This window comes from Mycobacterium neumannii (genome assembly GCF_002245615.1).
Classification (GTDB): domain Bacteria; phylum Actinomycetota; class Actinomycetes; order Mycobacteriales; family Mycobacteriaceae; genus Mycobacterium; species Mycobacterium neumannii_A.
Genome location: NZ_NKCO01000001.1, coordinates 33,459 through 56,114, shown reverse-complemented (window position 1 = coordinate 56,114; position 22,656 = coordinate 33,459). Strand labels below are relative to the sequence as shown.

The window sequence follows — 22,656 nt, the reverse complement described above, 5'->3', positions numbered from 1 at the left end:
TCTGCGGCCAGCCGCACCTACCGCATTATGCACCGCACCGTGTACCGCTACGCCGCCGATGTCACCAGTTCCTACGGCCGTGGCTTCCTCACTCCGCGGGACACCGAGCGTCAGCGCTGCCTGTCGCACGAGCTCGAGATCGATCCGCCGGCCGCGGACAGTTCCACCAGCCGCGACGTCTACGGCAACATCAGCTCGTATTTCCACGTAGCCGAACGCCACCGGACGCTGGCGGTGACCAGCCGGTCGGTGGTCGAAGTCGACCCACCGCCGCCCACGCTGTACGGGGCCGGTTCGGCGTTGGCGCCGTGGGAGATCGCCCGCCCGGTCGGCGTCGACGCCGCGTTGGCGACCGAGTTCACCCTCGACCTGCAGCCGCCGGAGATCACCCCGGTCCTACGCGATTACGCGGCAGCCAGTTTCGAGCCGGAACGACCGTTGATCGACGCGCTGGGGGACCTGACGCACCGCATCTACTCCGATTTCACCTACCGCTCGGGATCGACGACGGTGTCCACTCAGGTCAGCGAGGTTTTGGCGGCACGCGAAGGGGTATGTCAGGACTTCGCACGGCTGGCCATCGCCTGCCTGCGCGCCAACGGGTTGGCCGCCAGTTATGTGTCGGGTTATCTGGCGACCGATCCGCCGCCCGGGAAGGAACGGATGATCGGTATCGACGCGACCCACGCGTGGGCCGCCGTGTGGACACCGCAGAACCAGTGGTTGGGCCTCGATCCCACCAACGACCAGATGGTCGACGAGCGCTACATCACCGTCGGGTACGGCCGCGATTACGCCGATGTCCCGCCGTTGCGCGGCATCATCTACACCGAGTCGCAGAGCAGCGAGATCGACGTCTCCGTCGACGTCGAACCGTTCGAGGGAGGAGTGTTGCATGCGTGACTTCCTGTGCCCCAACTGCGGACAGCGCCTCGCGTTCGAGAACTCACTGTGCCTGTCGTGCGGTCGGCCGCTGGGGTTCTCGCTCGACGACATGGCGTTGTTGGTCATCGCCACCGGCGACGAGCAGAACCACGCCGGCTTCGTCGACGGCGAGAAGTACCAGCTGTGCGCGAATATGCATCTGGCGGAATGCAACTGGCTGGTGGAGAAAGCTCCGGTCCACAAGCTGTGTGACGCATGCACCCTCACCCGCACCCGGCCGCAGGATTCCGACACCAAGGCGCTCGCGGCGTTCGCCGACGCCGAGCGCGCCAAGCGGCGGTTGTTGGCCGAACTGCACGAACTCAAGCTGCCGATCATCGGCCGCGACGAGGACCCCGACTACGGCCTGGCCTTCGACTTGTTGTCGAGCGAACATAAAAAGGTGTTCACCGGACACCAAAACGGTGTCATCACTTTGGATCTCGCCGAGGGCGACGACGTGCACCGCGAGCAGTTGCGCAAGGCGATGGACGAGCCGTACCGCACGCTGCTCGGCCACTTCCGCCACGAAGTCGGGCACTATTACTACTACCGCCTGGTCAGCGTGTCACCCGATTACGACGCCCGGTTCCGCGAGTTGTTCGGTGACCCCGACGCCGATTACCAGGCCGCTCTGGACCGTCATTACAACGACGGTCCGCCCGACAACTGGCAGAAGAGCTACGTCTCCTCCTACGCCACCATGCACCCGGCCGAGGACTGGGCGGAAACGTTCGCGCACTATCTGCACATCCGCGACACTCTCGACACCGCCGCCGCGTTCGGGGTGGCGCCCGCGGCGGCGACATTCGAACGAAAGGTCCTGGGACCGAGCAGCTTCGACGCCATCATCGAAATGTGGCTTCCGCTGTCGTGGGCGCTGAACATGCTCAACCGCTCGATGGGCAAGGAAGATCTCTACCCGTTCGTGCTGCCCGGCCCGGTGCTCGAGAAGATGCGGTTCATTCACACCGTCGTCGACGAGATCACCCAACCCTGAACTCGCGCTCCCCACACCTCCGCGAGCGCTCCCCACACATCTCCGCGAGCGGCCGTGTTTGCACACGACACGCCGCGACAATTTGACCTCCCGCGGTCGCTCGCGCCGGTCGAGAGTCACCCCGATGTCGGATGTCCGGCCACGCCAGCCGTCAACAACTCGCGAGCCTCGACGCTGCCGTCGAGTTGTCGGGTTCGGCGCGCGACGATCGCCCATCGGCCGTCGCTGCGGTGCAACCGGAAGTGGTTGGCGCCCGCGCGTGACACCGCGAAACCGTCGTCGTGGCGCGTCACCAACAGCGACTCGCAGACCGCGACCGCGTCGTCGCCGTCGACCGTGACCACCGCGGGTCCCAAGAAGTGGCAGCATCCGCGGCGGATCAAACCCTGGTGCGCGTCGGAGCGGACCATCGCCGCGACCTCGCCACGGCCCGCCATGTGCCAACCCTCGACGTCGTAGGTGCCGTCGTCGGCCCAAAGGTTCGCGGTCGCATCGGCTTCGCCGGCGTCAACCAGCGGACCGTAGGAGGCGATCAGCCGCTCGATCGCGCGCTCGTCCTCGAGGCGGGCAAGTCGCCGCTCAAGGTCCGCCAATTCGGTCATCGGGTTCCTTTCTCGCCCAGCAGCTTCTGCATGAACTCGTGCGTGCGCAGCACGACCTTGGCGCGGTCCGGGTCGTTGCGGCGTGCGACGTCCTCGGCGTTACCGCCTGCCACATACACCGGCCCGTTCGCCAACTGCTCCAGACCTTCTCGCGCCACGTCGGCTGGATCGGCCACCCGCATACCGGGCACGTCGAAGTTCAGGCCCACCCGCTCCATGGCCGGTGTGCGGGTCACGCCGAGGACGAGTTCGAGCACATGGACGTCGTAGTCGCGCAGTTCGAGCCACAGGCTCTCGGCGAAGATCCGGCCGAACGCCTTCACCCCGCCGTAAACGGTGTGGCGCACGGAGCCCAGGTATCCCGCCATCGACCCCACCATCAGGATGCCGCCGCGGCGGCGCTCTCGCATCGGACGGCCGAAGTGCTGCACCACCGCGAGCATGGTGCCGACGTTCAGGTCGATCACCTTCTGAAAGTCGGCGAGGTCAGCGTCGAGGAAGTGCTCGCTGCAGGTGTTGGCTCCGGCGTTGTATATCAGCAGGCCGACCTCGACGTCACCGGTGACCGCCACGGTGCGCTCCAGCGCGTCGGGTGAGGTCAAGTCGACGGCAAGGGTTCGCACCGCAACGCCGGTGCGGCGACAGGTTTCGGCCGTCTGCTCGAGCGGGTCGGGCTTGCGCGCGATCAGCACGAGGTTGAACCCCGCGTGGGCAAGTTGGTGGGCGAACTCGGCGCCGACGCCTTCGGAGCCGCCGGCGATCACCGCCCAGGGTCCGTATCGGAACAGATCGGTCACGCCCCGCATTGTCGCCGACGCGCCTTTCTCATCCGCGGGCAGACGTCGGAGTGGCAGACATCTCGGCGTGTCGGAACCACATCGCATCGGGTGGGGGCGGGACGCGGCCCTACGATCGCTCGGTGGCTGATCGCTATGGCTCCGACATCCTGGCCAACAACCCTCACCCGCGCAGAGTCCGCTCCACTGAACAACCGGCCGAGATCGGGCTCGTCGTCGAGGACGCGCAGACGGGATTCGTCGGCGCCATCGTGCGGGTTGAGTACGGCCGCATGGAACTGGAAGACCGCAACGGACGGCGTAAGCCGTTTCCCGTCGGGCCGGGTTATTTGATCGACGGAAAGCCCGTCATCCTGACCGCTCCTCGCCGAACTGTACCCAAGACCACCCGAACGGCGTCGGGATCCGTTGCGGTGCACGGCGTCCGGGCGAAAGTCGCGTTGGCCAGCCGCATCTACGTCGAGGGCCGGCACGACGCCGAACTCGTCGAACAGGTCTGGGGCGACGATCTGCGGATCGAAGGCGTCGTCGTCGAACACCTCGGCGGCATCGACGATCTCGTCGCGATCGTCGAGGACTTCCGGCCCGGGCCCGGCCGCCGGCTCGGCGTCCTCGTCGACCACCTGGTCGCGGGTTCGAAAGAGGCCCGCATCGCCAGCGAGGTCATGAACGCGGTGCGGCGCGGACCCGGCGGCTCCCACACCTTGGTCGTCGGCCACCCGTTCATCGACATCTGGCAGGGCGTCAAACCCGAGCGGCTCGGCGTCGAGGAATGGCCCGCGGTGCCGAAAGGCGTTGACTGGAAGGCGGGCGTGTGCCGCGCGCTGGGCTGGCCGGCCGACGGGCAGGCCGACATCGCCAGGGCTTGGCAACGCATCCGCGGGCGGGTGCGGGACTGGAACGACCTCGAGCCCGCGCTGATCGGGCGGGTCGAGGAATTGATCGACTTCGTGACGCAACCCGCGTCGTGACGGCGTGGTAAGCAGAAGGCGTGTCCGACGGTCTGTTCGACGTCCCCGGCGAGGCCCCAACGCCCGCGGCCGGGCCCGTAGGCGCGTCGGCGCCCTTGGCGGTGCGGATGCGTCCGGCGACCCTCGACGAGGTGGTCGGCCAAGACCACCTGCTGCAGCCCGGCTCTCCGCTGCGCCGAATGGTGGAGGGGTCGGGCGCGGCCTCGGTCATCCTCTACGGCCCGCCCGGTACCGGTAAGACCACGCTGGCGTCGCTGATCTCACAAGCCACCGGCCGACGATTCGAGGCGCTGTCGGCGCTGTCGGCGGGCGTCAAAGAGGTGCGCGCCGTGATCGACGTCGCCAGGCGTGCGGCCGCCTACGGCGAGCAGACCGTGCTGTTCATCGACGAGGTGCACCGCTTCTCCAAGACGCAGCAGGACGCGCTGCTGTCCGCGGTCGAGAACCGCGTCGTCGCCTTGGTCGCTGCGACCACCGAGAACCCGTCGTTCTCGGTGGTGGCCCCGCTGCTCTCGCGGTCGCTGATCCTGCAGCTGCAGCCCCTCGATACCGACGCGGTGCGCACGCTGGTCCGCCGCGCCATCGACGACCCTCGGGGCCTCGCAGGCAGGGTGACCGTCACCGACGAGGCCGTCGAGCTTCTGGTTTCGTTATCTGCCGGCGACGCCCGCCGGGCGCTGACCGCGCTGGAGGTGGCGGCCGAAGCTGGCGAGGCCGTGACCGTCGAGACCATCGAGCAGTCGCTGGACAAGGCCGCCGTCCGCTACGACCGCGACGGGGATCAGCACTACGACGTGATCAGCGCGTTCATCAAGTCCGTGCGCGGATCCGACGTCGACGCCGCACTGCACTATCTGTCCCGGATGCTGGTCGCGGGGGAGGACCCGCGCTTCGTGGCGCGGCGGCTGATGATCCTGGCCAGCGAGGACATCGGCATGGCGGATCCGACGGCGTTGCAGACCGCGGTGGCCGCCGCTCAGACCGTGCAGTTGATCGGCATGCCAGAAGCGCAGCTCACGCTCGCGCACGCCACGGTTCATCTCGCGACGGCGCCGAAGTCGAACGCGGTGACCACGGCGCTGGGGGCGGCGATGGCCGATATCCGGGCGGGTAAGGCCGGGATGGTGCCGCCGCATCTGCGCGACGGCCACTACTCCGGCGCGGAGAAGCTCGGAAACGCGGTCGGCTACAAGTACAGCCACGATGATCCGGACGGGGTTGTGCCGCAACAGTATCCGCCCGATGAACTGGTCGGTGTCGACTACTACAAGCCGACCTCGCATGGCGTGGAGCGCGAGATCGCCACCCGACTCGACAAGCTGCGCGCGATCATCCGTCGCAAGCGCTGACTTCAGCCTTGACACGGCCTCTGGGCCGGTTTACCTTGGTAGTCAACCATAGAGTTGATCAAACATAGGGTTGACAGTTGGAGCGTGATGACGATGCTGACTCCGCACTCGACCGCGCCTTCATGGCGCTGGCCGACCCCGTCCGGCGCGCCATCGTGGCGCGGCTGTCTCGGGGGCCGGCCACGGTCAACGAGCTCGCGGAGCCCTTCGACATCACCAAACAGGCAGTGTCCAAACACATTCAGGTGCTCGAGCAAGCGGGACTGGTCACCAGGACCCGCGAGGCTCAGCGCAGGCCGGTACACCTGGACGCCGCCGCGCTCGAGCGGCTGACCGCATGGATCGACCGGTACCGGCTCGACGCCGAACGCAGTTATCGCCGGCTGGACGCCCTGCTGGCTCAGATTTCACCGATGACCGACACCTGACAGGAAAGAACCGACACATGAGGAACGCACTCGATATCACGGCCCCCGTGGACACACTGGCCATGGAGTTCACCCGGGAGTTCGACGCTCCCGTCGACGCTCTGTTCCGCGCGCACGCCGAACCCGATCTGATCAAGCAGTGGCTCGGCCCGCGCGGACTGGAGATGTCGATCGAGGAGTGGCACTTCAAAAGCCACGGCGGATACCGCTACGTGCATAAGGACCAGGGCGGCGCATACAGCTTCAACGGCACGTTCCACACCGTCCGGGAGAACGACTTCATCCTGCAGACGTTCGAGTTCGACGGGGCACCGGATCAAGTCAACATCGAGTACTTGTGGTTCGAGGACCTCGGTGGTGGCCGCAGCCGCTTGCGAGGCCGGTCGATCTGCCCGTCAGTCGAGGCCCGCGACGCGCTCCTGGCCTCCGGTATGGAGGGCGGGATGACCGAGGGCTACGAGAAGCTCGACGAACTACTGAAGACGCTGTGAGACACCCTGTGCAGAAGCGATCCCGGCTGCCGGGGGGCGCAGCCGGGATCGCCTGGGTGGTTTTCGCTAGCGCAGGACGCCGCCGCGACGGCCGCCCGTCACGCCGGTGCGCCTGCGTCCCATGAGCGCCGATACCAGAGCCACGCCGATCACGGCGACGACGACCTGGCAGAGCAATTCGATCCAGTCGACGCCGGCAGTTGCGGTCGGCAGCCCGAGCGCATTGGCGAGCCACGTGCCGATCAGCGCCGAGACGATGCCCACGAGAACGGTCACGATGATGCCGATGGGCTGCCTGCCGGGCAAGATCAAGCGGGCGAGCACGCCGACCACTGCGCCGATGAGAATCGCGGTGATAACTCCGGTGACGGTCATGGTTCCTCCAGGGTCTCGGGGTGCAGCTGACATACCCCGACACCGACGTCAATAAACTGATCGGCGCGGCGGACCGGGATCAGACCATTTCCGGTATGCGGAGGTGGGCGAGGGCCAGATCGAACTCGCCCACGTCGACGATGTCGGCTCCCAATTCGCGCGTCCGGGTGTTACGCAGTTCCCTGGCCTGGTCCCGGTTCTCCACCATCGCTTCGTGGCTGTCGAACGTCGCCGACGCCACGGCGCGGCCCGAATCCGGATTTATCAGGTAGCTGGCGCTGCAGAAGCCGTGCAGTTCCTCAAGGGCCGGCAGCACCTCGGTCTTGAAGAACGCGATCGAGCGTGCGACGTGTTCGCGAGGCACCCTCAGCCAGGTGGCCCGGACGCAGGCGCCGTCGGCCGAGCGGTGATCGCGGTGCATGACGCCGATCTGCCACTGATCGACGGTCGCCTCACCGCCGAGGGCCTCGGCGGCGCGATCGCGCAGCGGTGCCGCCCGCTCGGTGCTCGCCCGCAGCGCGTCCTCGGAGTCCCATGCGCTGGTCGCGATGCAGTGGCCGGATTCTCGATCCACCAACAACGACAAGCCGACGAACCCGTCGACCGCTTCCAGCGCGGGCATGACCTCGGACCTGATGAACGCGATGCCGTCATCGATCGACGAAGGTCGTGCATGGATGGTGGTAGAGCGTGCGTACACGGCCCACCTCCTTTGCTCGGGGCAGCGCCCCAGCGGCGCCGCCGGACCACCTCTCAGCTTCCTCCTGGTAGGAGGTCGATTCAATGGACGATAGAAACGCGACTCGTACTCTCGATGAGGTGGATACCGACGTGATCGACATCGAGACCGGTCAGCGCCGCATCATCGACCTGACCGACGACGTGCGCTCGTTCTGCGGCCGCCGCGGCGACGGGTTGTGCAGCGTCTTCGTCCCGCACGCGACCGCGGGTGTGGCGATCATCGAAACGGGCGCGGGTTCTGACGACGATCTCGTCGACACCCTCGAGAACCTGCTCCCGCGCGACGATCGCTACCGGCACTCCCACGGCTCGCCGGGACATGGCGCCGACCATGTGCTGCCCGCGCTGATGTCGCCGTCGGTGACCATCCCGGTGCAGAACGGCGAGCCGTTGCTCGGCACCTGGCAGAGCATCGTGCTCGTCGACCTCAACCGCGACAATCCGCAGCGCAAGGTCCGGCTGAGCTTCATCGACGCGTGACGTGACATCGGTGACACCAGACCGAGTCTGACCTGGGCACTGCCGACGCGGCCCGTTCGTTGTCTTTTCGGCGTGACAACCGCGACCGGTACTGTAGTGCGGTCGAATAGTCGCAGGTATCAGCGAAACTTCAAGGATGTATCAGACGTGCAGACACACGAGATCAGGACGCGTTTCCTCGATCACTTCGTGAAGGCGGGCCACACCGAGGTGCCGAGCGCCTCGGTGATCCTGGACGACCCCAATCTGCTCTTCGTCAACGCCGGCATGGTCCAGTTCGTGCCCTACTTCCTGGGTCAGCAGGCCCCGCCGTGGAAGCGGGCCACCAGCATCCAAAAGTGCATCCGCACACCCGACATCGACGAGGTGGGCATCACCACCCGCCACAACACCTTCTTCCAGATGGCGGGCAACTTCTCGTTCGGCGACTACTTCAAGAAGGGCGCCATCGAGTTCGCGTGGACGCTGCTCACCAATCCGGTCGAACAAGGCGGTTACGGGCTCGACCCGCAGCGTTTGTGGGCCACGGTCTACATCGACGACGACGAGGCGATGGCCCTCTGGCAGGAGGTGGCACGGCTGCCGGCCGAGCGCATCCAGCGTCGCGGGATGGCCGACAACTACTGGTCGATGGGCATCCCGGGGCCGTGCGGGCCGTCGTCGGAGATCTACTACGACCGGGGCCCCGAGTACGGCGTCGAGGGCGGCCCGATCGCCAACGAAGACCGCTACATCGAGATCTGGAACCTCGTCTTCATGCAGAACGAGCGCGGCGAGGGCACCTCCAAGGAGGACTTCGAGATCCTCGGGCCGCTGCCGCGCAAGAACATCGACACCGGCATGGGCGTCGAGCGGGTGGCGTGCCTGCTGCAAGGCGTGGACAACGTCTACGAGACCGACCTGCTGCGTCCGGCAATCGACCTGGTGGCCGCGCACGCGCCGCGCGGCTACGGGCAGGGCAGCCACACCGACGACGTGCGATACCGCATCATCGCCGACCACAGCCGCACGGCGGCGATCATCATCGGCGACGGTGTGAGCCCCGGCAACGAGGGCCGCGGATACGTGCTGCGCCGCCTGCTGCGCCGGATCATCCGCTCCGCGAAACTGCTCGGCGTCGAACAACCGATCATGGCCGACCTGATGGCCACCGTGCGCGAAGCGATGGGCCCGTCGTATCCGGAACTGGTCGCCGACTTCGACCGCATCCAACGCATCGCCGTGGCCGAGGAGACCGCGTTCAACCGGACGCTGGCCTCCGGTTCCCGGCTGTTCGACGAGGCGGCCGGCGCCACAAAGGCCAAGGGGGCCACGGTGTTGTCCGGCTCCGATGCGTTCACGTTGCACGACACCTACGGGTTCCCGATCGAGCTCACGCTGGAGATGGCGGCCGAACACGGCCTGTCCGTCGACGAGGAAGGCTTCCGCGGTTTGATGGCCGAGCAGCGCCAACGCGCCAAGGCCGACGCCGCGTCGCGCAAGCAGGCGCACTCGGATCTGTCGGCGTACCGCGATCTCGTCGACGCGGGTCCGACCGAATTCACCGGATTCGACGAGTTGTCTTCCGAGGCACGGATTCTCGGTATCTTCGTCGATGGAGAGCGGGTGCCGGTCGTCTCGCACAGCGGTTCCGGAGGAGGCCCGCCGCCGGACCGCGTCGAGTTGATCCTCGATCGCACCCCCTTCTACGCCGAGTCCGGCGGCCAGATCGCCGACGAGGGCACGATCAGCGGATCGGGCGCCTCCACCGCGGCCAAGGCGGCGGTCACCGACGTGCAGAAGATCGCGAAGACGTTGTGGTCGCATCGTGTCCGTGTGGAGTCCGGCGAGTTCGTCGAGGGCGACACGGTCGTCGCCGCGGTCGACCCGAAGTGGCGCCACGGCGCCACGCAGGGCCACTCCGGGACCCACATGGTGCACGCCGCGCTGCGGCAGGTGCTGGGGCCCAACGCCGTTCAGGCGGGCTCGTTGAACAGGCCCGGTTATCTGCGGTTCGACTTCAACTGGCAGGGACCGCTTTCCGAGGAACAACGCAGCCAGATTGAAGAGGTGACCAACGAGGCGGTCGAGGCCGACCACGAGGTCCACACGTTCACCACCGAGTTGGACAAGGCCAAGGCGATGGGCGCGATAGCGTTGTTCGGCGAGCAGTATCCCGAACAGGTTCGCGTGGTCGAGATCGGCGGACCGTTCTCGCTGGAGCTGTGCGGCGGCACCCACGTGCACAACTCTGCGCAGATCGGTCCGGTCACCCTTCTCGGTGAGTCGTCGGTCGGGTCGGGCGTGCGCCGGGTGGAGGCCTACGTCGGCCTCGAGTCCTTCCGCCACCTGGCTAAGGAACGGGCGTTGATGGCCGGGCTTGCGTCGACGCTGAAGGTGCCCTCCGACGAGGTGCCAGCGCGGGTGGCGAACCTGGTCGAGCGGTTGCGGGCGGCCGAGAAAGAGCTGGACCGGTTGCGTCTGGCCAATGCCCGCGCCGCGGCAGCCAATGCCGCCGCGGGCGCGGAACTTGTCGGTAAGGTCCGTCTCGTGGCGCAGCGCATGGCCAGTGGGATGTCGGCCGGTGATCTGCGCACGCTCGTCGGCGACGTCCGCGGCAAGCTCGGCAGCGATCCCGCCGTTGTCGCGCTGATCGCCGAGGGTGAGAACGACAGCGTGCCGTTTGTGGTTGCGGTCAACCCAGCCGCACAAGACCTCGGGTTCCGTGCCAACGATCTGGTGAAGACGCTGGGTGCGGCCGTCTACGGTCGCGGCGGCGGAAAACCCGATCTGGCACAGGGTTCGGGCAAGGGGGCGGCAGGAATCGACGCGGCGCTGGCGGCGCTCCGCGCAGAGATCGACCGAGGCTAGCGGCGTGAATTCCACACCGACGGGCGACGATCCGCACTCGCGGGGGGACTCAGGCGACCGTCGACCGGATCGGCCTGGGCATTTGCTGAACCCGCCGGATCCGGGGCGCGGCCGCCGGATCGGCATCGACGTCGGCAGTGTGCGGATCGGCGTGGCCGCCAGCGATCCGGACGGCATCCTGGCCACGCCTGTCGAGACCGTTCGTCGCGACCGCACCGACCGGCACATCCGCAGGCTCACCGGTTTGGTCAAGGACCTCGATGTGGTGGAGGTCGTGGTGGGGTTGCCCCGCACGCTCGCCGATCGATCGGGGATCTCGGCCCAGGACGCCGTCGCGTTGGCCGATGCGTTGGCCGCACGGATCGCGCCGACACCGGTGCGACTCGCCGATGAACGACTTACTACGGTGGTGGCGCAACGCTCGCTGCGGGATGCCGGTGTCCGCGCCAGAGGGCAGCGCTCGGTGATCGACCAAGCGGCGGCGGTGGGCATTCTGCAGAACTGGTTGGACCAGCGGCGCGAAGCGGCGCGCACGCAAGGAGCGGATGAGCACGTTGCCGCGCATGGAGAGGTCGGGGATGACTAACCATTGGGGCGCCGAGCGGGCCGAACCTGTTGCGGTGGGTCCGCCGCGGCGCCGGATGACCCGCGCGGAGCGGATCCGCGCGGCGCGCAGCCGGCGCAAGCGCCGCTTGGCAAGTGGCCTGGCCGTCGGCCTGCTGATCGTGGTCGTCATCGGTGCGGTGTTCCTGGGTTCGAAGTTGTGGCACTCACTGTTCGGCGGTAACGACTTCAGCGGCGACGGTGTCGCTGACGTCGTGATCCAGGTGCACGACGGCGACTCGACGACCGCGATCGGCAAGACGTTGCAGGAGCACAAGATCGTCGCGACCGCCAGCGTGTTCGTCGACGCCGCAGAAGGCAACGAAGCGATATCGGCGATCCAACCGGGCTTCTACAAGATGCGGACCGAGATTCCGGCCGCTAACGCCGTTGCGCGGCTTTCGGATCCGAAGAACCGGGTCGGCAAGCTGACGATTCCCGAAGGGCGCCAGCTCGACGATGTGCGTGATGTCAAGACCAACGCGGTCACCGAGGGCATCCTCACCCTGATTTCGCGAGCGACGTGTGTCGACCTCGACGGTGAGCGCCACTGTGTGTCCGCCGACGCGCTGAAGAACGTGGCCGCGACGGCGGCGCCGGCGTCGCTCGGTGTGGCCGACTGGGCCGTCGGCCCCGTCCGGGCGATGGGTGACGACCATCGCCGCCTCGAGGGGCTGATTGCCGCGGGGACGTGGAACATCGACCCGTCGGCACAGCCGCAAGAGATCTTGACCAATCTGATCTCCACCAGCGCAACCCAATACGCCAACGGTGGACTGCTCGAAACGGCCGCGGCCATGGACATGTCGCCCTACGAGATCCTGATCGTCGGCTCCCTGGTGCAGCGGGAGTCGACACCGGAGGACTTTGCGAAGGTGGCGCGCGTCATCTACAACCGGCTGGCGGAGAACCGCACGCTCGAGTTCGACTCGACGGTGAACTATCCGCTCGACCGCATCGAGGTGGCCACCACCGACGCCGACCGCGCCCAGCGCAACGACTGGAACACCTATGTGCGCCCCGGCCTTCCGGCGACACCGATTTGTTCGCCGAGCACCGCGGCGTTGACCGCTGCGGAGAACCCTGCGCCAGGGGACTGGCTGTACTTCGTCACCATCGACATGCAGGGCACGACGTTGTTCACCCGGGACTACCCGCAACACCTCGCGAACATCGAGCTCGCCAAGCGCAACGGTGTGCTCGACTCCGCGCGGTGAGCGCGGGGCGTAAGGCGGCGGTGCTCGGTTCGCCGATCGCGCATTCGCGTTCCCCGCAGTTGCATCTCGCGGCGTACCGGGCGCTGGGTCTGCCCGACTGGACCTATGAGCGCATCGAGTGCACGGCCGAACAGCTGCCGAACCTGGTGGGTGGGCTCGGACCGGAGTGGGTCGGCTTGTCGGTCACCATGCCCGGTAAGTTCGCCGCGCTGGAGGTCGCCGACGAGCGCACGGCGCGCGCAGAACTGGTCGGGTCAGCTAACACGCTGGTGCGCACCGATATTGGTTGGCGGGCCGACAACACCGACATCGACGGGGTGAGCGGCGCCCTCGGCGAGGCGCCCGCCCAACACGGTGTGGTCATCGGGTCAGGCGGCACGGCTCCCGCGGCCATCGTCGCGCTCGCGGAACGCGGCGTCGCCCGGATCACCGTGATCGCGCGTAATCCGGACAAGGCCGGTCCGCTGGTGGATCTGGCGACGCGGGTCGGCGCCGAGGCGCGATGGGCCGACATCGACGGAAGCGGCCTGGCAGCGGCGGCGGCCGACGCGGATCTGATGATCAACACAATTCCGGCGGACGTCGCCGCGGCGTATACCCCCGCACTGGCCGTCGTCCCGCTGCTGCTCGATGCGATCTACGATCCCTGGCCGACCCCGCTGGCCACCGCGGTGCAGAACGCCGGTGGACAGGTGATCAGCGGCCTGCAGATGCTGTTGCACCAGGCGTTCGCGCAGGTCGAACTCTTCACCGGGATGCCGGCGCCGAAAGAGGCGATGGCCGCGGCGCTCGACTAACCCGGTGTGCCGGCGATCCTGGCGCCCAGTTCTGCGCCAGGGTCGTGATCCGGGGCGAATTCACAGCCCTGGCGCAGAAATCGGTGACCAAGCGTGCTCCGGGCGGGCGTTAGCCTTTCGTAGATGGGGGAAGTGGTGGCCTGCGCCGCCGTGCTGGCGTGGCTGGTGGCGCTGAGCGTGTTCGACGTCACGGCGCGTCGGCTGCCCAACTGGCTGACCCTGCCGGGTGCGCTGGTGATCGCTGCGGCCGCGTCCGCGGCGGGGCGCGGTGGTGCGGCCCTGATCGGCGCCTCGGCGCTGTTTCTCGTGTACGTGACGGTGCACCTGCTCGCGCCCACGGCGATGGGCGCCGGCGACGTCAAACTCGCTATCGGTCTCGGAGCCCTGACCGGTTCATTCGGCGTCGACGTGTGGGCCCTGTCCGCGCTTACCGCACCGCTGGTGACGGCGACGTGGGCCGTTGTCGCCGTGATATGCCGCAGGGAAAGCACTGTCCCACACGGCCTGTCGATGTGTCTGGCCGCGGCGACGGCGACAGGGCTCGCGGTGTCCTAGTGGCAGGGGAACCCGAGCAGATGGCGGGCGTCGTGCACGAACTCGTGGATGTGGGTGTCGGAGCCGAAGACCGACGTCGCGCCCTGGTCGAGCCCGACGAGGTACAGCACCATCAATGCCAGGAACGCCGTACCGGACAACCACGCGGTGGCGGCCAGTCCGCTGACGTCGATGCGGGTGGCGGTCGCCTCAGTCATGGCTGTCTCCGGTCATCCGGGCGGGCGCGGTCAGCAGATGGTGGTCGTGAATCACCTTCTCCAGGGCGCTGACCCAGTGGTCGTAATACTGCCAGTGGCCGCGGTCGGTTTCCGGGGTCTCCTCCCACCGCCCGATCGTCTCGATCAAGCTCTGCTGGAAGTCACTCCAATCGAAGTGGCGGAATTCCGACAGGGCCAGTGCCAGACCGAACGCCCGCCGCTGCCAGTCGTGGTCGAACTGCGGGGCCGCCTGGTCGGTGGTGCAGGTCTCGTGCAGGTTCATGAGACCGGCCCCGCCAGGGCCACGCCCATCATCGATTCGGTGGTGACCAGTTCCATCAGCTCCTCGTCAGTGAATTGTTCTGTGCCGGACGGGCGTTCGGGAATGACGAACCACCGTGAGTGTCCGCTGCTGTCCCAGACCTTGATCTCGGTGTCCTCGGGCAGTTCGACACCGATCTCGGCGAGCACCTTGCGTGGTTCGCGCGCTGCGCGAGCACGGAACACCGGGTCCTTGTACCAGTACGGCGGCAGACCCAGCACGGGCCAGGGGAAGCACGAACACAGCGTGCAGATGACCAGATTGTGCACACCGGGGGAGTTGGCGACGGCCTGCAGATGCTCACCCTCGGCGCCGGCCATACCCTCGGGCAGCTCGAGTTCGGCGATGGCCGCAGGGGTGTCGACCACGACGCGAGCCGCGAAATCCGGGTCGGTCCATGCCTTCACGACGATCTTGCGTCCGTTCAGCGGTGTCATCTCTGATTCGAAGTACGACAACACCTTGTCCACGGTTTGGTTTGTGATCACGCCCTTCTCGATCAGAAGAGATTCCAGCGCAGCGACTTTGGCGGCGCTGGACAGCTCGCGATCCTCCGGGTAGTAGAACTGGTCGCTCATCACGCTCCTTCCAGGTAGGCCTCGAACAGCTCGGCGTAGATGGTCAGCGGACCGTTCTCGGCGCGCTCACCGAACAGATCCTGCGGGTCGAACGCGACGATGTAGATCGGCATCGGGTCACCGATGCCGTCGCCGGTGTGGGTGAAGTACGCGTAGTCGCCCTCGAAGATCCGCTCCACGGTGCCCACGCGGCCACGCAGATAGCCGGGCAGGCGGGTGTGGGCGGCAGCGGGGAAGTTGGTGATGCGCACGGAGTCGCCGACGGCGAACTTCGGGTGAGCGACGTCGCGGCGGGGACTGTCGCCCCGACGTAGGTAGTCGACGACCTGGTCGTCGATCGCCGGTACCGGATCGCCGACGGCAGGCGCGGCTTCGGCGGCCAATTCCTCTTTACGCGCGGCCAATTCGTCTTCGGTCACGTAGCCCTTATCGATGAAGAACTGCGTGATGCCGCCCAGCCACTTCTCGTAGTAGCGGAACTTGAAGTAGTCGAACGGGTTCATCGCTTCGGCGCCGGTGCGCAGGTCGGCCCACGTCCACTCGTCCTTGAACGCGGTCGGCACCTCGTCGATCGGATACCGCGGAAGCGACGAACCGAGGTGGTTCGACAACCCCATCATCGCGACGTGGATACCAAAGATCCGCTTCTCCCACTCTTCGACGAAGACTCGCTTCTCGAGGTTGAGCGGTGCCGGCAGCCCCTCCAGGCCGCCGAGGTAGTGCTGCAGCTTCATTACGCGGGGCTGCCTTCCGTCGTCGGTGCAATTTCCGGACTCGCGTGGTGCGTTTCGGGCTCGCGGGTCAACACCTTCGCGACGTACTCGCTCAACAAACCGAACGAGGCCCCGAGCACACACGCCATCGCGGCGACCAGGCCCGGATGCGATATCGACGTCACGGTGATCGCGTTGCCCGTCCCGGCCACCGTGGACACCGTGCTCGCGAAACCCACCACCACCGCGGGCGTCGTCGAGAGCAGCGGTAGCCAGGACGCCTGCACCATCACCGCGCTGCCGATCCCGACGGCCACCGCGACCGCCAACAGGCTGCCGCCCAGCAGGTGGCCCGCATACAGGCTCGCCGCCGCGATCAGGACGCCGGCCAGATTGCTCGCCAGCGACCGCACCCATCCGCCGATTCCGCCACCGACGAAGAAGAAGGAGGCCCACGTCAGGAAGACCACCCAGATCGGGACCGTGATCACTTCCGCGGTCAAGGCCACCGCGAGTCCGCCGAGCACACCGATGCTCACCGTCAATGCCGATCTTGAATCCATGGAAGAACTGTGCGGTCGCGGTGTTTCGCCCGCGTAACGACTGTGTTGGATTCAGAACAACTGCAGTTGCATACTCAGAGTATGTTAATACATACTGTGAGTATGCAGAATGTCGACCTTGACCTGAAAGCCATCTCGGAGCGGTATTTCGCCGCATGGGCCGATCGCGACCCCGACGCGATCGCCGACCTGCACACCGCGGACACCCGTTTCTGGACCCATGTGGACATCGAGCCCGCGGTCGGCCGCGACGCCGCGCGGGAGGCGTTCGCCGGTGTCTTCCGGCAATTCCCCGACTTCGCCTTCGAGGTCAACCGCGTCCTCTACGGCAGTGCCCACTGGGTGCTCGACTGGGTGTTGATCTCCGGTGACGTGCGATTCGACTGCCTCGACGTTGTCGTCGTCTCACCCGACGGACTGGTCGCCCGCAAGGACTCGTTCATCGACTCCGCGCAGATGGTCGCGTCGATGAGCGGAGGCCGTTCGTGACTGCGGCAGCAGCGATCGACCAACTGCCACTCATCGACGCGCTGCCCGTGGAGCACCTCTTCGACGTCAGCGTTGATCTGCTTCCGGCACAACCGGTTCCGACCGCAACCGGCATGCGGCTGACGTTCGTCACCAAAGGCGGGGGCGTGAACGGGCCGCGGCTGCGCGGCGAGGTACTACCCGGGGGTGGTGACTGGCTGCTCGTCGGTGACGACGGATGCGGCAGGGTCGACGTCCGCGCGACCTTGCGCACGCACGACGGCGTGCTCATCCACTTCGAGAGCGCGGGCATCGTCAACGTTCCCGCCGACGGCCTCGACCGGCTGGCGCGCGGGGAGGTACTCGGTTTCGACGAGACCTACGTGCGGACCACGCCGAGATTCGCCACCGCCGACGAACGGTATGCATGGCTCGGCGGAATCGTCGCGGTGGGCTACAACATCCTCTCGCCCGACCACGTCGACTACCGCATTTATCAAGTGCTCTGAACTGAAGAGGCAGAACGCCGCGAACGCGCTGAATTCGAAGCTGAAAGAACGCCACCGCCAAGACTGGCTGGCCGCCAACGACAAACCGCACACTCCCGAAGAGGGTGGGTTGTTCGAGCCACAGTGGAATTGCTGAGCTGCAACTGATTCAGACGAGATGGATACAGCTCCGCTCTGACATGCCCGGGACTGGCCCGGCAAGGCCCGCGGAGCGAGCACGATTACTCGGCGGCGAGCTCGCATTCGTGGCCGCTCGCGAGCACTCGCTCCAGCCACTGAAGCACCGGCGGCGCTACCTGCTGCAGACCCGACTCCGCGACGATCCAGTGCGGCATGTCCGGATGCATTTGATGCTCGGCGCCGTACCGCTTTGCGATCCGTCGCGAAATCCACGGCGCGACATTGCGATCCGAACCGCCGCTGACCACGAGCACGGGACACCTCACCGAACGCCTGTTCGCCCGCACCGACGGCGTGCCCAACGTCAACGCGCGAAACGCCTTGCCCGAGTCGGGCACCAGCTTCGGTACCAGCTCATCCTGCTCGGCCGTCGGCAGCGTGCTCAACGGGACCGCCCGCATCGTGCGCGCATTCGGCAGCACCGGCCGGCCTGCCAGCACCGCCGGCAGGATCGGCACCAGGTGCGGCAAAGACCGCAGCTGCGGCCACAAAACCCCGGCCGGAATCGACGCCAGTAGCACCAGCGCGCGCACGTCGCGCACTGCGGCCAGTTTCTGGCCCAATAGCCCGCCGATACTGTGGCCGACCACCACCGCCGGGGCGTCCAGGCTGTCGTACGCTGCCAGTGCCGCCTCGAAGAACTCCGCCACCCCGCTCGCCGACAACACCTCCCGATCCGTCGGGTTGCGGCCGGGCATTGTCGCGGCACGACACTCGTACCCCGTGGCGCGGAAGAACTCCAGCCACGGCTTGTACAGCTCGGGAGTTCCGAAAATCGAGTGTAGGAACAGGATCGGCGGCTTCTCGGGCGTCATCGCACTGATTCTCGCGGACGGGGTTCGCCGAGTCGATTACCTCGGAGGTCATGGAAGCTCGCACCCACGACCGCACGACACTTGCATACTCGAGGTATGCCCGCAACGCGACTCACCCAGGCCGAACGCACCGAGGCGACCACCGCCGCGCTCATCGACGCGGCGCGCGCGTTGTTCGCCGAGAACGGATACGAGACCACCTCGCTCGACGCCGTCGCGGCCCGGGCGCGGGTGACCAAGGGTGCCGTCTACCACCACTTCGACGGCAAGCGCGGGCTGTTCGAGGCGGTCTTCACGCGCGAGGTCGAGCGGATGGCGGTGCCACTGGCCGAGACCTATCAGCGTGCGTACGCACGGAAGAAGGATCCGTGGGACGCGTTCGGGGCAGGCTGCCGGGCGTTCCTCGACGAATGCCTCGACCCGGGGGTGCAACGGATCGTGCTGCTCGACGCGTTCACCGCGCTGGGCTGGGAGCAGATGCGGCGCCTGGAGACCCCGCTGCTCGACATGATGGAGGCGGCCATCGCTCGTGCGGTCGACGCGGGGCGGATCGCCAAGCGCACGCCCGGGCCGCTGGCGCACTTCCTGTTCGGAGCCATCTGCGAGGCGGCCATGATCGTCGCGCGCTCGACCGATCAGAAGGCCGCGCACCGTCAGGTCGCGGCCGAACTCGCCCGCGTCCTCGACGGCCTGGTCATCGCCTGATTCGGGGTCAGACGGCCGACGTGGGAAGATGGGACGCGTGTTGCGATGGACCACTGCTGGTGAATCACACGGCCGCGCCCTGGTGGCCGTGGTCGAAGGCATGGTCGCGGGCGTGCACGTCACCTCCGACGACATCGCTGGACAACTGGCGCGTCGACGTCTCGGGTACGGCCGCGGCGCCCGGATGAAGTTCGAGCAGGACCAGGTCACGATGCTGGCGGGGGTTCGACACGGCGTCACGCTTGGCGGCCCGATCGCGGTCGAGATCGGCAACACCGAGTGGCCGAAGTGGGAGACGGTGATGGCCCCGGATCCGGTCGACCCCGCCGAGCTGGCCGAGAGCGCACGCAACGCGCCGTTGACGCGGCCCCGGCCCGGGCACGCCGACTACGCGGGCATGCTCAAGTACGGCTTCGACGACGCCCGCCCGGTGCTGGAGCGTGCCAGCGCGCGCGAGACCGCGGCCCGCGTCGCTGCGGGCACCATCGCCCGCGCATTCCTCAAGGAGGCCCTCGGCGTCGAGGTGGTGTCCCATGTCATCTCGATCGGGGCGTCGGACCCCTACGACGGCCCGCCGCCCCAAGCCGCCGACCTCGCGGCGATCGACGCCAGCCCGGTGCGCGCGTACGACAAGGACGCCGAGAAGTCGATGATCGACGAGATCGAGGCGGCCAAGAAGGACGGCGACACGCTGGGCGGCGTCGTCGAGGTGGTGGCCAACGGCCTTCCGGTCGGGCTGGGCTCATTCACCAGCGGCGACAACCGGCTGGACAGCCAACTCGCCGCCGCCGTGATGGGCATCCAGGCGATCAAGGGCGTCGAAATCGGCGACGGCTTCACGACCGCGCGCCGCCGCGGCAGCGCCGCCCACGACGAGATGTATCCCGGTCCGGACGGTGTCATGCGCTCGACCAACCGCGCGGGCGGGCTGGAAGGCGGCATGACCAACGGCCAGCCGCTGCGGGTGCGCGCCGCGATGAAGCCGATCTCCACGGTGCCGCGCGCCCTGGCCACCGTCGACATGGCCACCGGTGAAGAGGCCGTCGCGATCCACCAGCGCTCCGACGTGTGCGCGGTGCCCGCCGCGGGCGTGGTCGTCGAGACCATGGTGGCGCTGGTCCTGGCGCGCGCGGCGCTGCAGAAGTTCGGCGGTGACTCGTTGACCGAGACGCGCGCCAACATCGACAACTACCTGCGCTGGGTGGCCGAACGTGAGCCCTCTCCGCAACGGGTCCAGGCTTCGGGCTGATGGCGCCCCGAGCAGTGCTGGTCGGATTGCCCGGCTCGGGTAAGTCCACCATCGGGCGGCGGCTGGCCAAGGCGCTCGACCTTTCAATGCTCGACACCGACGCCGCGATCGAGGAGACCACGGGCCGCACGATCGCCGACATCTTCGCGACCGACGGCGAGCAGGAGTTCCGCCGGATCGAGGAAGAGGTCATTCGCTCGGCACTGCAGACCCACGATGGTGTGCTGTCGCTGGGCGGCGGCGCGGTGACCACACCCGGCGTGCGCGAGGCTCTGGCCGGTCATACGGTCATCTATCTGGAGATCAGCGCCGCAGAGGGGGTTCGCCGGACCGGCGGAAGCACCGTGCGTCCACTGCTCGAAGGCGGTGACCGCAGCGAGAAGTTCAAAACGCTGATGTCCGAACGGGTTCCGCTGTATCGCGAGGTGGCGACGCTTCGGGTCAACACCAACCGGCGCAACCCCGGCGCCGTGGTGCGCTACATCGTGGCCCGCCTCCAGAACCCCGAGACCACCCACTCCTCGCGACGCAAACGCCGCTCGCCGTGGCGCAGGGGCCCGTCGCAGCTGACCGCCGAACCCAGTACCGAGGCCCCGCCGTCCCCGGCGGCGGTCGCCGCCCGCAATCCGAAGGCCAACCGTGACTGAGCCCGTGACCATAGACGTCCTCGTTGAGGTTCCCTACCCGGTGATCGTCGGCACCGGACTGCTCGGCGACCTCGTGCGCGTGCTCGAGGGCAGGCACAAGGTTGCGATCCTGCACCAGCCGACGCTGGCGCAAACCGCCGAGGTCATCCGAAGCGCCCTGGCAGACAAGGGAATCGACGCACACCGCATCGAGATTCCGGACGCCGAGAAGGGCAAGGACCTGCCCGTCGTCGGGTTCATCTGGGAAGTGTTGGGGCGCATCGGGGTCGGCCGCAAGGACGCGATCGTCAGCCTGGGCGGGGGAGCGGCCACCGATGTCGCCGGGTTCGCCGCCGCCACCTGGCTGCGCGGAATCGACATCGTGCACGTGCCGACCACGCTGCTCGGCATGGTCGACGCCGCGGTCGGCGGTAAGACCGGCATCAACACCGACGCGGGCAAGAACCTGGTCGGCGCGTTCCACCAGCCGACGGCCGTGCTCGTCGACCTCGCGACCCTGCAGACGTTGCCGCGCAACGAACTCGTGGCGGGTATGGCCGAGATCGTCAAGGCCGGCTTCATCGCCGATCCGACGATCCTCGACCTGATCGAGGCCGATCCCGACGCGGCGCTCGACCCGACGGGCGCCGTGCTGCCCGAACTGATCCGCCGCGCGATCGCGGTCAAGGCCGAGGTGGTGGCCGCCGACGAGAAAGAGTCACAACTGCGCGAGATCCTGAACTACGGCCACACCCTGGCCCACGCCATCGAACGCCGCGAGCGCTACCAGTGGCGACACGGCGCCGCCGTCTCGGTGGGACTGGTGTTCGCCGCCGAACTCGGCCGGCTCGCGGGCCGCCTCGACGACGAAACCGCCGATCGGCACCGTTCCGTGCTGACCTCGCTCGGGCTCCCTGTCAGCTATGACCCCGACGCCTTCGGCGACTTGCTGGAAAATATGGCCGGTGACAAGAAGACCCGCGCGGGTGTGCTGCGGTTCGTCGTACTCGACGGTCTCGGCAAGCCCGGACGCCTGGAGGGGCCCGACCCGTCACTCCTGGCGGCAGCCTACGCAGAAATAGGGCGGTGACGTCATGACCCAGACCGTGCTGGTGCTCAACGGTCCCAACCTCGGTCGGCTTGGCCGGCGCGAGCCGGACGTGTACGGCAGCACCACCCACGACGAGCTGATGGAGCTCATCGAACGCGAGGCCGAGGTGCTTGGCCTCAAAGCCGTTGTGCGCCAGAGCGATAGTGAAGCGGACTTGTTGGGCTGGATCCATGCTGCCGCCGACGCGGGAGATCCGGTGATCATCAACGCTGGCGCGCTGACCCACACGTCGGTCGCTCTGCGGGACGCCTGCACCGAATTGCGTGCGCCGCTGATAGAGGTGCACATCTCGAACGTGCACGCCCGTGAGGAGTTCCGGCACCACTCTTACCTGAGCGCGGTGGCCACCGGCGTGATCGTCGGACTCGGCGTGCAGGGTTACGCGTTGGCGCTGCGCTATCTCGCGTCCCTGGAAGACAGGTAGTCGATTACTCACATCA

Annotated in this window: 28 protein-coding genes and 1 pseudogene; 19 read left to right on the top strand and 10 right to left on the bottom strand. The window is 67.4% G+C overall.

Annotated elements, in window-relative coordinates; translation table 11 throughout:
• Positions 1 to 27: 27 nt before the first annotated feature.
• Both CEX88_RS00290 and CEX88_RS00285 read left to right on the top strand, forming a co-directional pair.
• Entirely contained in the window at positions 28 to 903 is an 876-nt protein-coding gene (locus tag CEX88_RS00290) for a transglutaminase family protein (RefSeq protein ID WP_094292003.1), read from the top strand.
• The gene (locus CEX88_RS00285; protein ID WP_094292002.1) at positions 896 to 1,924 is read left to right on the top strand and encodes a zinc-binding metallopeptidase family protein; all 1,029 of its coding nucleotides are present in this window, start codon (positions 896 to 898) and stop codon (positions 1,922 to 1,924) included. Before CEX88_RS00290 ends, CEX88_RS00285 begins: the two co-directional genes overlap by 8 nt.
• A 116-nt stretch (positions 1,925 to 2,040) precedes the next feature.
• On the opposite strand, the gene CEX88_RS00280 is transcribed toward CEX88_RS00285, so the two are convergent.
• Both CEX88_RS00280 and CEX88_RS00275 read right to left on the bottom strand, forming a co-directional pair.
• Positions 2,041 to 2,526, bottom strand: coding sequence for a nuclear transport factor 2 family protein (locus CEX88_RS00280; RefSeq protein ID WP_094292001.1), 486 nt, complete (start codon positions 2,524 to 2,526; stop codon positions 2,041 to 2,043).
• On the bottom strand, positions 2,523 to 3,323 hold the full coding sequence (locus CEX88_RS00275; protein ID WP_094292000.1) for an SDR family NAD(P)-dependent oxidoreductase: 801 nt from the start codon (positions 3,321 to 3,323) through the stop codon (positions 2,523 to 2,525). The genes CEX88_RS00280 and CEX88_RS00275 overlap by 4 nt, the downstream gene beginning before the upstream one ends.
• 122 nt (positions 3,324 to 3,445) lie before the next feature.
• Here CEX88_RS00275 and CEX88_RS00270 point away from each other — a divergent pair, with 122 nt between their 5' ends.
• The 4 genes from CEX88_RS00270 (at position 3,446) to CEX88_RS00255 (ending at position 6,562) form a co-directional block, all read left to right on the top strand.
• Positions 3,446 to 4,294, top strand: coding sequence for a DUF3097 domain-containing protein (locus CEX88_RS00270; RefSeq protein WP_094291999.1), 849 nt, complete (start codon positions 3,446 to 3,448; stop codon positions 4,292 to 4,294).
• A 20-nt stretch (positions 4,295 to 4,314) separates the two neighbouring features.
• Positions 4,315 to 5,643 (top strand): replication-associated recombination protein A, encoded by a 1,329-nt coding sequence (locus CEX88_RS00265; protein ID WP_094291998.1) that lies wholly within the window; start codon positions 4,315 to 4,317, stop codon positions 5,641 to 5,643.
• Between the two features lie 122 nt (positions 5,644 to 5,765).
• Positions 5,766 to 6,071 carry an ArsR/SmtB family transcription factor gene (locus tag CEX88_RS00260; protein WP_066841515.1) on the top strand — a complete coding sequence of 102 codons (306 nt, stop codon included), beginning with the start codon at positions 5,766 to 5,768 and terminating at the stop codon, positions 6,069 to 6,071.
• A gap of 17 nt (positions 6,072 to 6,088) precedes the next feature.
• The gene (locus tag CEX88_RS00255; RefSeq protein WP_066841323.1) at positions 6,089 to 6,562 is read left to right on the top strand and encodes an SRPBCC family protein; all 474 of its coding nucleotides are present in this window, start codon (positions 6,089 to 6,091) and stop codon (positions 6,560 to 6,562) included.
• A 66-nt stretch (positions 6,563 to 6,628) separates the two neighbouring features.
• Here CEX88_RS00255 and CEX88_RS00250 read toward each other — a convergent pair whose 3' ends face one another.
• Both CEX88_RS00250 and CEX88_RS00245 read right to left on the bottom strand, forming a co-directional pair.
• Entirely contained in the window at positions 6,629 to 6,937 is a 309-nt protein-coding gene (locus tag CEX88_RS00250) for a GlsB/YeaQ/YmgE family stress response membrane protein (protein ID WP_064395413.1), read from the bottom strand.
• 79 nt (positions 6,938 to 7,016) lie between these two features.
• Positions 7,017 to 7,637 carry a hypothetical protein gene (locus CEX88_RS00245; RefSeq protein WP_094291997.1) on the bottom strand — a complete coding sequence of 207 codons (621 nt, stop codon included), beginning with the start codon at positions 7,635 to 7,637 and terminating at the stop codon, positions 7,017 to 7,019.
• A 119-nt stretch (positions 7,638 to 7,756) separates the two neighbouring features.
• Here CEX88_RS00245 and CEX88_RS00240 point away from each other — a divergent pair, with 119 nt between their 5' ends.
• The 6 genes from CEX88_RS00240 to CEX88_RS00215 all read left to right on the top strand — a co-directional run bounded on the left by CEX88_RS00240 (position 7,757) and on the right by CEX88_RS00215 (position 14,180).
• Positions 7,757 to 8,158 (top strand): secondary thiamine-phosphate synthase enzyme YjbQ, encoded by a 402-nt coding sequence (locus tag CEX88_RS00240; protein ID WP_318284580.1) that lies wholly within the window; start codon positions 7,757 to 7,759, stop codon positions 8,156 to 8,158.
• A 147-nt stretch (positions 8,159 to 8,305) separates the two neighbouring features.
• Positions 8,306 to 11,008 (top strand): alanine--tRNA ligase, encoded by a 2,703-nt coding sequence (alaS, locus tag CEX88_RS00235; protein ID WP_094291996.1) that lies wholly within the window; start codon positions 8,306 to 8,308, stop codon positions 11,006 to 11,008.
• 4 nt (positions 11,009 to 11,012) lie between these two features.
• Positions 11,013 to 11,594 carry a Holliday junction resolvase RuvX gene (gene ruvX, locus CEX88_RS00230; protein WP_094291995.1) on the top strand — a complete coding sequence of 194 codons (582 nt, stop codon included), beginning with the start codon at positions 11,013 to 11,015 and terminating at the stop codon, positions 11,592 to 11,594.
• Entirely contained in the window at positions 11,587 to 12,828 is a 1,242-nt protein-coding gene (locus tag CEX88_RS00225) for an endolytic transglycosylase MltG (RefSeq protein ID WP_066841318.1), read from the top strand. Before ruvX ends, CEX88_RS00225 begins: the two co-directional genes overlap by 8 nt.
• The gene (locus CEX88_RS00220; protein WP_094291994.1) at positions 12,825 to 13,625 is read left to right on the top strand and encodes a shikimate dehydrogenase; all 801 of its coding nucleotides are present in this window, start codon (positions 12,825 to 12,827) and stop codon (positions 13,623 to 13,625) included. The genes CEX88_RS00225 and CEX88_RS00220 overlap by 4 nt, the downstream gene beginning before the upstream one ends.
• Before the next feature lie 123 nt (positions 13,626 to 13,748).
• Positions 13,749 to 14,180: a prepilin peptidase gene (locus CEX88_RS00215; protein WP_094291993.1), complete on the top strand. Its 432-nt coding sequence runs from the start codon at positions 13,749 to 13,751 to the stop codon at positions 14,178 to 14,180.
• On the opposite strand, the gene CEX88_RS00210 is transcribed toward CEX88_RS00215, so the two are convergent.
• From CEX88_RS00210 to CEX88_RS00190, 5 genes are read right to left on the bottom strand one after another with little or no spacing between them, the layout of a single operon-like run.
• Positions 14,177 to 14,377, bottom strand: a complete 201-nt coding sequence (locus tag CEX88_RS00210) for a CbtB domain-containing protein (RefSeq protein ID WP_094291992.1) — start codon at positions 14,375 to 14,377, stop codon at positions 14,177 to 14,179. The genes CEX88_RS00215 and CEX88_RS00210 overlap by 4 nt on opposite strands.
• Positions 14,370 to 14,660: a nitrile hydratase accessory protein gene (locus CEX88_RS00205; protein WP_094291991.1), complete on the bottom strand. Its 291-nt coding sequence runs from the start codon at positions 14,658 to 14,660 to the stop codon at positions 14,370 to 14,372. The genes CEX88_RS00210 and CEX88_RS00205 overlap by 8 nt, the downstream gene beginning before the upstream one ends.
• On the bottom strand, positions 14,657 to 15,277 hold the full coding sequence (nthA, locus tag CEX88_RS00200; RefSeq protein WP_066841313.1) for a nitrile hydratase subunit alpha: 621 nt from the start codon (positions 15,275 to 15,277) through the stop codon (positions 14,657 to 14,659). The genes CEX88_RS00205 and nthA overlap by 4 nt, the downstream gene beginning before the upstream one ends.
• On the bottom strand, positions 15,277 to 16,011 hold the full coding sequence (nthB, locus tag CEX88_RS00195; RefSeq protein WP_094291990.1) for a nitrile hydratase subunit beta: 735 nt from the start codon (positions 16,009 to 16,011) through the stop codon (positions 15,277 to 15,279). Before nthB ends, nthA begins: the two co-directional genes overlap by 1 nt.
• Positions 16,011 to 16,553 carry a DUF1097 domain-containing protein gene (locus tag CEX88_RS00190; protein ID WP_066841311.1) on the bottom strand — a complete coding sequence of 181 codons (543 nt, stop codon included), beginning with the start codon at positions 16,551 to 16,553 and terminating at the stop codon, positions 16,011 to 16,013. Before CEX88_RS00190 ends, nthB begins: the two co-directional genes overlap by 1 nt.
• Before the next feature lie 102 nt (positions 16,554 to 16,655).
• Here CEX88_RS00190 and CEX88_RS00185 point away from each other — a divergent pair, with 102 nt between their 5' ends.
• Together CEX88_RS00185 and CEX88_RS00180 are read left to right on the top strand one after the other, a co-directional pair.
• Positions 16,656 to 17,042, top strand: coding sequence for a nuclear transport factor 2 family protein (locus tag CEX88_RS00185; protein WP_094291989.1), 387 nt, complete (start codon positions 16,656 to 16,658; stop codon positions 17,040 to 17,042).
• Positions 17,039 to 17,530, top strand: coding sequence for a DUF3237 domain-containing protein (locus CEX88_RS00180; protein ID WP_094291988.1), 492 nt, complete (start codon positions 17,039 to 17,041; stop codon positions 17,528 to 17,530). Before CEX88_RS00185 ends, CEX88_RS00180 begins: the two co-directional genes overlap by 4 nt.
• 221 nt (positions 17,531 to 17,751) lie before the next feature.
• On the opposite strand, the gene CEX88_RS00175 is transcribed toward CEX88_RS00180, so the two are convergent.
• Complete coding sequence (locus CEX88_RS00175) at positions 17,752 to 18,525, bottom strand: alpha/beta hydrolase (protein ID WP_094291987.1); 774 nt, start codon at positions 18,523 to 18,525, stop codon at positions 17,752 to 17,754.
• 96 nt (positions 18,526 to 18,621) lie between these two features.
• Between CEX88_RS00175 and CEX88_RS00170 the strand changes: the two genes are divergently transcribed.
• The 5 genes and pseudogenes from CEX88_RS00170 (at position 18,622) to aroQ (ending at position 22,640) form a co-directional block, all read left to right on the top strand.
• Positions 18,622 to 19,230: a TetR/AcrR family transcriptional regulator gene (locus CEX88_RS00170; RefSeq protein WP_094291986.1), complete on the top strand. Its 609-nt coding sequence runs from the start codon at positions 18,622 to 18,624 to the stop codon at positions 19,228 to 19,230.
• A gap of 37 nt (positions 19,231 to 19,267) precedes the next feature.
• Positions 19,268 to 20,479: a chorismate synthase gene (gene aroC, locus CEX88_RS00165; RefSeq protein ID WP_066841514.1), complete on the top strand. Its 1,212-nt coding sequence runs from the start codon at positions 19,268 to 19,270 to the stop codon at positions 20,477 to 20,479.
• A pseudogene (locus tag CEX88_RS00160) lies at positions 20,479 to 21,003 on the top strand (shikimate kinase); the annotation flags it as partial. The gene aroC and the pseudogene CEX88_RS00160, both read left to right, overlap by 1 nt.
• Positions 21,004 to 21,118: 115 nt before the next feature.
• Positions 21,119 to 22,195 (top strand): 3-dehydroquinate synthase, encoded by a 1,077-nt coding sequence (gene aroB / locus CEX88_RS00155; protein WP_094291985.1) that lies wholly within the window; start codon positions 21,119 to 21,121, stop codon positions 22,193 to 22,195.
• A gap of 4 nt (positions 22,196 to 22,199) precedes the next feature.
• The gene (gene aroQ, locus CEX88_RS00150) at positions 22,200 to 22,640 is read left to right on the top strand and encodes a type II 3-dehydroquinate dehydratase (RefSeq protein WP_094291984.1); all 441 of its coding nucleotides are present in this window, start codon (positions 22,200 to 22,202) and stop codon (positions 22,638 to 22,640) included.
• The last annotated feature ends 16 nt before the right edge of the window (positions 22,641 to 22,656 follow it).